Genomic DNA, 10,596 nt, shown 5'->3' on the forward strand with positions numbered 1-10,596 from the left:
AACCGTCAAAATTGCATTGTGCTTGGGAAATTGAAAGACAATTAGCCCTTGCAGGTGATCTTCTGACGCCTACTCACCCGCTGTGGCGGTGGGGCACTGGGAAGTGTCGGCAAGTCGCTGCTTGACATATGGCCTGTCGTAGGTTCCAAGGAGGCCCAACGACGTTGCCGAAGCGGTCGCCGCCCGCGAAGGCTCAGACCGAAGGATCGATCCCGGCGTACGAGCTGGTCCGGCTCTCCCTCGATCAGGTAGCACGCACTCCCCTCAACCCACGCCGCAACCACGTTGCGAAGGTGTTCGGCCGCCGCGATGCGACCACCGGCATCGACCCGTTCATGGCCCTGGTCGCCCAGGTCATGAGCCAGGAGCCGTACACGAGCGCGAAGCGGGGGGTCGTGGACAACGGCTCCTCCCACTGCGGCAAGAAGGCCGCCGACCGGCTGGCCGCGGCGTTCCCGAACGCGGTGCTCGTGCACACCCCAGTGCACTGCACGCCTCCTGGTTGAACAGGGTGGAGATCTTCATCTCCGTCGTGCGGCGCAAGGTCGTGACGCCCAATGACTTCACCGACCTTGCCCAGGTCGGGGACCGGCTCCGAGCCTTCGAAGACCGCTACAACGCCACGGCACAGCCGTTCCAGTGGAAGTTCACCACCTCCGACCTGGACGATCTGCTGGTCAGGCTCGACCGGCACACCGCCGATCACCCAGAAGAATCCTCCGCCGCCCTGACTGCATGATCAACCCCCGAAGGACTTACGACGCAGACCACTATTGATCCGAAACGCTTTGGGTTCAGACTCGTTGACGGTGTGTGAGTGATTTGGTGGGGGATGCGCGGGCCTGGTCGCCGGACGCGCAGGAGGCTGTGCGGTTGCTTGCGGTGTCCGGGCTGGTGGAGGGCCGGGACCGTGTGGAGGTCGCCGCTCTGTTCAAGGTGTCGGCCAGGGCAGTGGACAACTGGTGGGCCAAGTGGCAGGCCGGTGGACGGGACGCACTGCTGTCCCGCACCCGAGGTCGTCGCGTGGGGGAGCATCAGGTCCTGTCCGAGGCCGAGCAGGCCGCCATCCGGCAGGCCGTGCTCGACCACAACCCCTGCGACCTGGGGCTTTCCGGTCAGCTGTGGACACGCGGGCAGATAGGCGAGCTGATCTTCAAGCTGTACCGGGTCCGCTTCACCGAGCCCGGCGTGGGCAAGTACCTCAAACGCTGGGGCCTGACCTTCCAACGTCCCGACAAACGGGCCGTCGAGCAGGATCCGGAAGCGGTCCGCCTCTGGCACGAGGAGACCTGGCCGGCCATCCGGGCCAGGGCGAAGGCAGAGAAAGGTGAAGTCCTCTTCGCCGACCAGGTCGGCATCCCCTCGGACCAGGTCACCGGCCGTACCTGGGGTGCGCAGGGGCGGACGCCGGTCGTCCGCCGCACCGGGAACCGGTTCTCCGTAAACGCGATGTCCGCGATCAGCACCCGCGGCCGGAAGCGACGATGACGCTCGACGGCACCGCCGACCGCTGGAGCGCGGCGCTGCTCGCCCTCGTCCTGCTGGCACTCGCGCTGTGGTGGCTCGCGAAGGGCTTCGACACGGGCCGCCTCGCACCCCGCGCGACGAACGGCGCGGCTTCGGGCGGCGCGGGCCCGGACGGCACGGCCACGGGCAGCACGGCCACGGGTGGCCCGCGCGTACCGCCCTGACCGCGCAGTCGGAGCGCGGCGAGGCGGCAACCCTGGCGCGGACCGCCTGAGGGCCGTCCCGTCCCGGGAGGTCGTGGGCTGGTGCTCCGGCCGACGGCGGTCGAGCCCGACGCGCTCCGGCCGGCGTTCCAGCCCCGACCGCGGCCCGACGTTGCCCGTGCCCTCGTAAGCGACGGGGGCGATCCCGTCTGCGCCCGTACGTTCTCGACGGCGTCCATCCCGACGGCGTCTGCTTCGGCGTGGGACTCCGTCCACCACCCCGGGCCGCGGGGAACTCCGGCTCGTCCTCAGCGGGTCGGGCGGGAAGTCCAGACGGTGCCCCGGGCCTCGTACTCCAGCATCCCCTCCAGGTTCGTCGCCGCGTCCGGACCGAGTTCGCGGCGCACGAGCCAGAGGGCGAGGTCGAGACCGGAGGTGACGCCGCCCGCGGTGACGAGGTCACCGTCGTCGACGACGCGGGCGTTCCTCAGCAGGCCGCCCTGTTCCTCCAGGTCCAGTTTGACCTTGTGGTGGGTGGTGCAGGGGCGGCCCTTCGTAAGGCCCACAGCCGAGAGGAGCATGACGCCGGTGCAGAGAGCCGAGACGGTCAGCCCCGGGCGGGGCACGTCCGCCAGGGCGCGGGGCAGCGTGCCGCGGTCGATCTCGGCCCACACGCCGGGGCTGTCGCGCCGCGCGTAACCACCGCCCGGGACAACGAGCACATCCGCCTCACCGGGAGCCCAGGGGCGGATGTCCCGGACGACCGTGCCGTACGCGCAGGTGATCCGGCGGGCGCCGGTGGCGGAGACGTACCGGACCTCCACCGGGCGCGGGGTGAAGAACCCGGCGGCGGAGAAGACCTCGTACGGGGCGGCGAAGTCCAGCTCCTCGACCCCGTCGAACATCACGACCTGTACGCGCAGCGGTCGGGCCGGATCGGGGCCGGCCGGCCCCGATCCGGTGGCCCGGGCGGTGGTGGCGGTGGCCGCGAGCGCGCCCGTGGCGCCGAGGGCGGTGGTGGCGCGGAGTAACTGCCTGCGATCCATGTGGTGCTCCTGTTCCTGGAGTGACGACATGACAGGAGTCGGACGGCGGTCTCCTCCAGTTCCCGCCGACGCCGGTCGAGGGCTGTGCCCGATCACGGTCCGGTGGCCGGTGCATCGATTGCGTCGATTGCCGGAAGAGCCCGGGAGGAGGCCCGATCCGTCGGCTCAGGCGAGGTCGGTGGCGGGCTCGGTCGCGTAGCGGCTCATCGCGTCGATGTTGGCCCGTGGCGTCAGCGGCCGACCGTTGGCGAGCACCTCCTGGAGGCCTCGGAAGTACTGCACGTACAGGTCGGGGGTGAATGTGCTGAGCATGACGGCGGGCTGGTCGGCCGGATTGGCGAAGGTGTGAGGGGTACCGGGCGGAACCATCACGAGCGTGCCCGTGCCGGCGTCGTGGTCCTCGTCCCCGACGGTGAACCGGACGGTGCCGGAGAGGATGTAGAAGCCCTCGTCGTGTCGGGCGTGGCGGTGCTGCGGCGGTCCCTGGGTGTGCGGGGCGAGGACGGACTCGGCGGTCGCGAGGCGGTGCCCGGTGTGGCTGCCGTCCTCCAGAACGCGCATGTGCGTGGTCCCCAGGACGATCGTTTCGCCGTCGCCGGGGCCCACCACCGATACGGCGGGGGCGGTCTGCGGCTCGCTGGTCCTTGCTTCTTCGGTCATGCTCACGAGTGCGCCGCCAGGGACCTGAAAGTGTCCAAGACCTGTTCTGCCGCGCCGATACCTCGTGGGTATCGTTGCAGCGTGGAGCTACGGACCTTGCGCTACTTCGTGGCAATTGCCGAGGAACGCCACTTCGGCCGGGCCGCCGCCCGACTGCACATGAGCCAGCCTCCCCTGAGCCGGGCGATCAAGCGGCTGGAGGCCGACATCGGCGCCCTGTTGTTTGCCCGCTCGCCTGTCGGGGTCACGCTCACCCCGGTGGGCACGGTGCTGCTCGACGAGGCACGGGCCCTGCTCGACCACGCCGACCGCGCCCGGGTACGCGTGAGCGCGGCGGCCGGTGTCGCGACCATCACCGTCGGCATCCTGGGCGACGGCACCGACCCGGGAGTGTCCAGGCTGGCGGCCGCCTACCGCCGGAGCCACCCCGGCATCGACATCCGCATCCGCGATACCGACCTGACCGACCCGACGTGCGGGCTGCGCGCCGGGCTGGTCGACGTCGCCCTCACCCGCGCGCCTTTCGACGAGACCGTCCTGACGGTCCGTACGCTGCGGACCGATCCGGTCGGCGTGGTCCTGCGCGCCGACGATCCGCTGGCCCGCCGCGAACAATTGCGGCCGGCCGACCTGGGCGACCGCCGCTGGTTCCAGTTCCCGCGGGGAACCGACGTCGTCCGGCAGGCGTACTGGAAGGGGGGCAGCCCGCGCGAGGGCCCGGTGGTGCGCACCGTCCAGGAATGCCTGCATGCCGTGCTGTGGAACGGCACGATCAGCCTGGCCCCGTTCGGGCACGACCTGCCCTCGGAGCTGGTCATGGTGCCGCTGATCGACATGGCGCCGAGCCGAGTGGTGGCGGTGTGGAACGAAGGTGACACCAGCCTGTTGATCCGATCCTTCATCGAGATCGCCACAGCCGCGTACCGCCACTGAACACCGGCGACGGCGCTGCCGCAGCCCGTGAACGACTCGAACGGCCGCGGCCCTCGGGACGCAGCCTCCGAAGTGGTGGACATCTGCTGTCCGGCTTCACGGCCACTGTGTTGTTCCCGGCGCGGACCGGGCCCGGGACGGCGGCGGCCAGGACTCGTCCGGCCGGACGGCCCCCGGCCCCCGCCCGACCGATGACCGACGGGACACCCCCTCAGGGGAGGTCGCTATTGCCTCCGAGGTTGGCGATCATCCGGCGGAGCACGTTCAGGGTGGTGACGTAGTCGCCGGTCTCCACGCCGTCGTGCATCTGCTCGTGGGCCTTGAGGGTGCGGGCCTTTGCGCGCTGTCGTCCCTCTTCCCCGGCTTCGGTGAGGATGAGGCGGCCGCCTGGCTCCGCGATCCAGCCGCGGGAGGCGAGGTCGGCGTGGACGGCCTCGAAGTCGGTGTCCTGGCGGTCGAAGGGGGAGAGCCTGGCGGTGAGGGAGGCGCGGGTCCACTGCTCGGGGGCACCGGCGACGTGGTTGAGGATCCACCAATGCGGTTGCGTGAGCCCCTCCTCGGCGAGTGCGGCACGGATGCTGCCGACGATGATCTCGTTCGCGACCCCGCTCCAGTAGCCGATGGGCTGGGCGGCCAGCCGGTCCCGTGAGTACTCCGTGATCGTCATGCCGGGACCCTAAAAGCTCAAGCGGGGTTGAGGTCAACAGTCGGCACCGCTCCGGCCATCCGGCTCCGCACGTCACAGCCACGACTGCCCCTGCGTCCGCAACCAGTTCGAACGCGATCGCCCGGGCAGTCTCTGGCTTCCTCCACGGAGCGGCACAGGCAGGTCAGGTAATCGGGTGAAATACGGGAGCGGGCCCGTGACCTGGCCGTTCGCAGGCGGGTTATCGGTGACGGTCGGATTCGGGCGCCGGGGGTGTCCGTCGTGGTCGGGTGAGGAGGCTCTCGGGTGTCACTGTCCGCGCCTTGCTCTCCCTGTTCCCCCTGTTCGCCCCGTTCGCCCTTTTCGTTGTCGTCGCCGTCGGACTCGTTCGTGATTCCGCACATCCGGTTGCCGTTCGAGGTGCCGCGGCCACAGACCGACGGGGGACGGTTGCGGCAGGACCCCGGCGTGTTGAACGGTGGCACGGTCGGCCGCGGGTGCGGGGCCGCCTCCTCGCACCTGGGGTTCGGCCCCAGTCGGCGCCTCTGCCTCGACGCGCACCCGTTCCGCTTCGAACTCACCGCCGGACTGCGCCCGTTGCCCGGAACCGTCCCCGGCCTGCGGCCCAACTCCTCCTTCGATCCCACCCGTACGGGCTTCGCCGAGCGCAGCCCCGCCTGTCTGGACGTCCTGCTGTGACCGACCCCGCCACCACGGATCCGCACCCGGCGCACGCCGAACCTCCCGCAGCCCCGGGCCCATTGCCCGTCCCCGCTCCGGTCCCGAACCCGCTCGACCGGGCGCTGCTGTCCTTCGACGGGCAGCAGCAGCCGGTGGTCACCCTCGCGCTGGACTTCGCCGGCCCTCCGCCCGCCCCGTCCGCGCTCCAGCAACGGATCGCAGAGCGCGCGCCCGCCCTGCCCACATTCCGCGGCACCCCCGCGTCGAACCTGCGGGTGCGGCACACCGACGCCGCCGACAGCGCCGCGCTCGACCGGGAAACGGACCGGATCTCCCAACTGCCGTTCGACCTCACCGGGAGCGTCCCGCCCTGGGACGTGCGGCTGATCACCGGCCCCGGCTCCTTCCGGGTCTGCCTGCGCGCCCATCACGGTTTCCTGGACGGTGTCGGCGCGACCCACGCCGCCGCCGCGCTGCTGTCCGACACGTCCGCCGAAGGCGCCCGCCTGCACCCGCCGACCGCGCCCACCGCCCGAGCCCTGGCGCGTTCCCTGCACGACCTCGCCCGCACCCTGGCCGGACCCCGCCCCTGGACTCCCCCGCCCGCGCCCGGCCCCGCCCCTTCCCGCCGCACCACCGGCCGCGACGTCCCGCTTCCGGCGCTGCGCCACCTCGCCGACACCCACGGCGTCACCGTCAACGAGGTCGCCCTCGCCGCCCTCGGCATGGTCCTTGCACGGCTGCGGCGCGAACACCACACGACGGGCATGGGGCGCGACGTGGTGGCGACCGCCGCCGTGTCGACCCGGACGCCGCAGGAACGCCACCGCCCCGGCAACCGTCTGGGCGTCCACCGACTGGTCCTCCCGCACCGGGCCGGCACCCTGGACGAATCCGTCGCTGCGGTGGCCCGGCAGACCGGCGCCGTCCGGAGCAGCCGCCAACGCGACGCGTTGCGCGCCCTGTTGGAGAACCGGGCCACCCCACAGACCGCTGCCCGGACGTACCGGTCCGCGCTGCGCGCCCGCGTCACACCACTCGTCGTCAGCAGCGTGACCGTGCCTGGAGGGCTCACCGCCTTCGGCGCGCCGCTGTGCTCGGCGGCGCTGCTCCTCAACGTCTTCGAGGGCTTCCCGGCCTACGTCTCGTTCACCCGCACCACAGACCTGGTCCGCTGCAGCGTGGCGGCCGACGCCGACCGCAGCTCCCTGCTGGCCGTACCGGACCGCTGGGCGGAGCTGCTCTCCTCCGGTTGGCGCGCCGCCGACGGCGGCCCGGACCGGTAGGCCGCCGGCCCCCGGCCACCGCTCCCCAGCCTCCGTCCCGGCCACCAACTGGCCGCCACCCTGACCCTCGCCGACGGGCGCCGCTTCTTCGTCAAAGCCGCCCCCCACCGACGACCCCCTCACGGCCGCCAACCTCCACGAAGACGCAGTCCTCGGCTCCCTGCCTTCCGGCGCCCCGGCCCCTGACCTCGTGGGCGTCCACCACGCGGCCGACTGGACCGCCGTCGTTATCGCCCACCTCGACGGCCCGCACCCCGACCTGTCCCCGGCCTCATCCGACCCCGGGCAGATCTGGGCCCCAAGGTCACCTCCAGCCCCGCCCCGCCGCCCTGCACCGCAGCGGTCGCCACCACGCCCTCCGGCGCGGTCGGCCTCCACGCCTGGGACGTCCTGCGCGCGAACCCGCCGGGTGACCTGGAACCCGACGTACGACATCGGTTGCACGAGCTCGCCGAACTCGAGGCAGCCTGGCCCGGACTCGCTCACGGCGACCGGATCGTCCACGGCGACCTTCGCGCCGACAACATGGTCCGCGACCACGATCGCGGGGTGACCTTCGTGGACTGGGCCCACGCCACCACCGGACCCGCCTGCAGCGGACGTTCACCATCCGCACCGGATCCACGAGCCGGCAGGAGTGGGCCCCCTGGCTTTATTCACGGGTAGTGCCGTCAGTTGTTCACGGGTTTGGGAGGCGCCCGGATCCACGGTCGGGTGATGTTCACGAGTTTTGGTTCTGGCTCAACTTCTGTGGAGCTCGCTGGATTGGTCCTTGCCGCGACGGCGGCTCCAGCCCCTGACATGCAGATTTCCTGAGCCGACCATCCTGGTCGGCTCACCTCCGGAGCCGGCACCACAGAAGTTGAGCCAGAACCCGAGTTTTGAAGTCGCTGGGGTCCTTGCCTGGGCAGCCCTCACACGCGGTGCTGAATGCTGACCGCCCAGCAGGCAACGGCCACGAGCGCCGCTTCACTCGAGGGGACGGCCCGGTTCACGCCTGTGCCGCCCCTCATTCATGGCCCGGGCCCGACGGCGCTCCCACCACCGGGACAGGAACGCCGCCAGGATCGAGCCGACCACGAGCGGTCCGGCAACCCAGCGGATCACGGCCACTGGCCAGCCCGGCTCTCCGCCAGCAATCAGGGCCACCGGCTCGACGGTGAGGGAGATCCCCAGCAGCACATAGCCGAGCCCCCAGGCGCGGACCACCCACACAGGTCCCTGGATCGACTCCGGTGGCCGGCGCGGCCGGAGCACGGTCCGCCATCCCAACCACACGCAGCCCAGCCTCAAAGCCACGGTGAGCACGTCCACGGCCCTGTCGAACACCTCTATCACGGTCCCGGGTACCCTCTTCCTCTCTCACCTCCGGCGGACCCCAGAACGCCAGCCCCCCCGGCTCATCATCATGACCGCCCGGGCGCGGCCCCTCACCTGCCGGGCACGGCAGACGGCCTGCACGACTGCTTTCCGGCATCCGGCAATGTGGGCACCCTGACGTCACTTCTCGTGAACATCCAGGGGTGGCTCTGTACGCGACAGTGAGCAGCGTTTTGACAGCAGTTCGGGAGGCGCTGCGGCAGCCGGCCCACGTCGAATGTTCACGACTTTGAGCAGCAGCTCCGGGGCCGCAGGCGAGATCGGCCGTCTGCTGCTCCCGGAGGGGCGGGACAAAAGCGCTGGCTACGGGGACAGGTTGTCCGTAGTGGCCGCACCGTCGCCGGGTGCCGCGTCCGTGGTCCGTAATGCTGCTCGGGGTCGTGAACATTTGCATCACTGCCTTGCGGGCGCCTCCCGCAGCGGTGAACAACTGCTGCCGCGAGTCATGAACAAAGCCATGCGGCTGTGCCGGATAGCATCCTGCTAGGGCGTGTATCGAATGTGCTGGTCACAGCCACTCGTTGATGGCCGCGACAAGGACGGTTGCTTCGTAGCGGACGGCGAGCTTCTCGTAGCGTGTGGCCACCGCCCTATGCCTTTTGAGGCGATTGATGCCGCACTCCACCGCGTGCCGCTCCCGATAGTCGACCTTGTCGAACTTCGGCGGCCGGCCACCGCGAGTGCCGAGCTTTTTTCGGTTGCGGACGTGGTCGGCCTTGTCCGGAATCGTGCAGCGGATCCCGCGACGCCGCAGGTAAGCGCGGTTCCTGCGGGAGGCATACGCCTTGTCGGCCCGTACCCGGTCGGGTCGGGTACGCGGTCTGCCGGGCCCCAGCCGGTGCACCCGGATCTTCTTCAGCACGGGCTCGAACTGCGGGGAGTACCCTCGCTGCCCTGCCGTGATCACGATCGACATGGGTTTCTGGCCCTGCTCGACTGCCATGTGAAGCTTGGTGGTCAGACCGCCGCGCGAGCGCCCGAGTCCGTGGTCCTCCGGCTCGGTGTCGACGCCGCCGGGCGGTTCGACCTGCAGGTCCCCTTTTTCCGTGCCCCGGCGGCGTGCTGGTGGGCCCGGCACACGGTGGAGTCGACGTTGATGTCCCAGGTGATCAGTTGCTTCGCGTCGGCCTGGGCCTGCAGCTCGGCGAAGATCCGCTTCCAGGTGCCGTCCCGCTGCCAGCGGCGGAACAGGTCGTACACGCGGCCCCACGGTCCGTACCGTTCCGGCACATCCCGCCACGGCGTCCCGGTCCGGGTACGCCACCGTATGCCGTCGATCAGCTGCCGCCTCGTCCATATTGGCGGCCGGCCCAGCTTCCTACCCACCGGCAACAACGGTTTCAGGCAGGCCCATTGCGGCGTCCGTCAGATCTCCACGTCCCACTTGGTGATCAACCCAGACCGTGATCAGCTTCCGATCGGGGTGCTGATCGCGAAAGACTGGGGCCATGACCCACCACTGCTGCGAAGAGATGACGAGCCAGGTGAGCTGGCACTGTGACCAGCACGATGACCCCTCCAGCTGTCCGGACGCCCTGGTTGGGTTCACCGCCAAGTTCCAGGAGTACGGGCTGTTCATCCACGACGGCGGCACTTCAAGGATCGGGATCGTCTTCTGCCCGTGGTGCGGGCAGCGTCTCCCCGAGTCGCAACGGGACCGGTGGTTCGAAGAACTGGAAAGCTGCGGGATCGATCCATGGGAAGACGAGGTTCCGGCCGAGTTTCAGGACGATCGCTGGCTCACCTCACCACATGAGAAGCGATGAGCCAGACAGCACCTTGATCGACTTTCAATACACGGCCTAGGGATTGGCGATCTCTCCGCGTCGGAGGACGCGGACCAGGACGGAGAGGTCAGCCACGTCCATAGCCGCATCTACGAACACGCGCACCGTAGTTGAGGAGTTGCTGCGCAGAATCGGCGAGGGCGACCCCGAGCGCATCGCCGAGCTGTATGCCGAGCCGGGCGATTGGAGGCTCTACTGGCCGGAGACCGAGCACGGCGGTACTGCCACGCCGTGGATCCGTCACCGGTCCACCCGGGCCGACGCGGCCGCCCACTATCGCGAGCTTGCCAAGCACCACATGCCGGAGCACGTGGCGACTGAGGTCGAGCGCATCCTCATCGACGGAAACGACGCGGTCGTGCTCGGCGAGATCCGCCGGACCGCCCGGCCCACCGGGCGTGCGTATCGCGCTCGGTTCGCTCTGCATCTCACCGTCGAAGACAGCCTTGTCACCCGGCACCATGTCTACGAGGACAGCCTCGCCGTCGCCCAGGCATTCGAGGCGGA

14 protein-coding genes and 1 pseudogene are annotated in these 10,596 nt (G+C 70.2%); 10 read left to right on the forward strand and 5 right to left on the reverse strand.

Annotated features, from left to right (window positions below; all coding sequences use genetic code 11):
• Positions 1-164 precede the first annotated feature (164 nt).
• The 4 genes from ACZ68L_RS45650 to ACZ68L_RS45665 all read left to right on the forward strand — a co-directional run bounded on the left by ACZ68L_RS45650 (position 165) and on the right by ACZ68L_RS45665 (position 1,691).
• Positions 165-506 (forward strand): hypothetical protein, encoded by a 342-nt coding sequence (locus tag ACZ68L_RS45650; protein WP_469590651.1) that lies wholly within the window; start codon positions 165-167, stop codon positions 504-506.
• Positions 503-739, forward strand: a complete 237-nt coding sequence (locus tag ACZ68L_RS45655) for a hypothetical protein (RefSeq protein WP_469590653.1) — start codon at positions 503-505, stop codon at positions 737-739. The genes ACZ68L_RS45650 and ACZ68L_RS45655 overlap by 4 nt, the downstream gene beginning before the upstream one ends.
• Before the next feature lie 128 nt (positions 740-867).
• On the forward strand, positions 868-1,488 hold the full coding sequence (locus ACZ68L_RS45660) for an IS630 family transposase (protein ID WP_469590655.1): 621 nt from the start codon (positions 868-870) through the stop codon (positions 1,486-1,488).
• Positions 1,485-1,691, forward strand: a complete 207-nt coding sequence (locus ACZ68L_RS45665; protein WP_469590657.1) for a hypothetical protein — start codon at positions 1,485-1,487, stop codon at positions 1,689-1,691. The genes ACZ68L_RS45660 and ACZ68L_RS45665 overlap by 4 nt, the downstream gene beginning before the upstream one ends.
• A gap of 287 nt (positions 1,692-1,978) precedes the next feature.
• Here the strand turns inward: ACZ68L_RS45665 and ACZ68L_RS45670 are convergent, their stop codons facing one another.
• Together ACZ68L_RS45670 and ACZ68L_RS45675 are read right to left on the reverse strand one after the other, a co-directional pair.
• Positions 1,979-2,716 carry a DJ-1/PfpI family protein gene (locus tag ACZ68L_RS45670; protein WP_469590659.1) on the reverse strand — a complete coding sequence of 246 codons (738 nt, stop codon included), beginning with the start codon at positions 2,714-2,716 and terminating at the stop codon, positions 1,979-1,981.
• 165 nt (positions 2,717-2,881) lie between these two features.
• Positions 2,882-3,376 (reverse strand): cupin domain-containing protein, encoded by a 495-nt coding sequence (locus ACZ68L_RS45675; protein ID WP_469590661.1) that lies wholly within the window; start codon positions 3,374-3,376, stop codon positions 2,882-2,884.
• Between the two features lie 81 nt (positions 3,377-3,457).
• Here ACZ68L_RS45675 and ACZ68L_RS45680 point away from each other — a divergent pair, with 81 nt between their 5' ends.
• Complete coding sequence (locus ACZ68L_RS45680) at positions 3,458-4,309, forward strand: LysR family transcriptional regulator (protein WP_469590663.1); 852 nt, start codon at positions 3,458-3,460, stop codon at positions 4,307-4,309.
• 211 nt (positions 4,310-4,520) lie between these two features.
• Here ACZ68L_RS45680 and ACZ68L_RS45685 read toward each other — a convergent pair whose 3' ends face one another.
• Entirely contained in the window at positions 4,521-4,976 is a 456-nt protein-coding gene (locus tag ACZ68L_RS45685; protein ID WP_469590665.1) for a MarR family transcriptional regulator, read from the reverse strand.
• A gap of 447 nt (positions 4,977-5,423) precedes the next feature.
• On the opposite strand from ACZ68L_RS45685, the gene ACZ68L_RS45690 reads away from it, so the two are divergent.
• The 3 genes from ACZ68L_RS45690 to ACZ68L_RS45700 all read left to right on the forward strand — a co-directional run bounded on the left by ACZ68L_RS45690 (position 5,424) and on the right by ACZ68L_RS45700 (position 7,588).
• Positions 5,424-5,654, forward strand: coding sequence for a hypothetical protein (locus ACZ68L_RS45690; protein ID WP_469590667.1), 231 nt, complete (start codon positions 5,424-5,426; stop codon positions 5,652-5,654).
• Positions 5,651-6,922, forward strand: a complete 1,272-nt coding sequence (locus ACZ68L_RS45695; RefSeq protein WP_469590669.1) for a wax ester/triacylglycerol synthase domain-containing protein — start codon at positions 5,651-5,653, stop codon at positions 6,920-6,922. The genes ACZ68L_RS45690 and ACZ68L_RS45695 overlap by 4 nt, the downstream gene beginning before the upstream one ends.
• Before the next feature lie 291 nt (positions 6,923-7,213).
• On the forward strand, positions 7,214-7,588 hold the full coding sequence (locus ACZ68L_RS45700; protein WP_469590677.1) for a phosphotransferase: 375 nt from the start codon (positions 7,214-7,216) through the stop codon (positions 7,586-7,588).
• Between the two features lie 303 nt (positions 7,589-7,891).
• Here the strand turns inward: ACZ68L_RS45700 and ACZ68L_RS45705 are convergent, their stop codons facing one another.
• Together ACZ68L_RS45705 and ACZ68L_RS45710 are read right to left on the reverse strand one after the other, a co-directional pair.
• Positions 7,892-8,251, reverse strand: coding sequence for a hypothetical protein (locus ACZ68L_RS45705; RefSeq protein ID WP_469590671.1), 360 nt, complete (start codon positions 8,249-8,251; stop codon positions 7,892-7,894).
• A gap of 559 nt (positions 8,252-8,810) precedes the next feature.
• Positions 8,811-9,686 (reverse strand): annotated as a pseudogene (locus ACZ68L_RS45710) (IS5 family transposase).
• A 64-nt stretch (positions 9,687-9,750) separates the two neighbouring features.
• On the opposite strand from ACZ68L_RS45710, the gene ACZ68L_RS45715 reads away from it, so the two are divergent.
• Positions 9,751-10,068, forward strand: a complete 318-nt coding sequence (locus ACZ68L_RS45715) for a DUF6980 family protein (RefSeq protein WP_469590673.1) — start codon at positions 9,751-9,753, stop codon at positions 10,066-10,068.
• A 139-nt stretch (positions 10,069-10,207) separates the two neighbouring features.
• On the forward strand, positions 10,208-10,596 hold a 389-nt coding region (locus ACZ68L_RS45720; RefSeq protein ID WP_469590675.1), incomplete at its 3' end, for a nuclear transport factor 2 family protein.

It is taken from the genome of Streptomyces sp. NPDC104309, assembly GCF_055584025.1.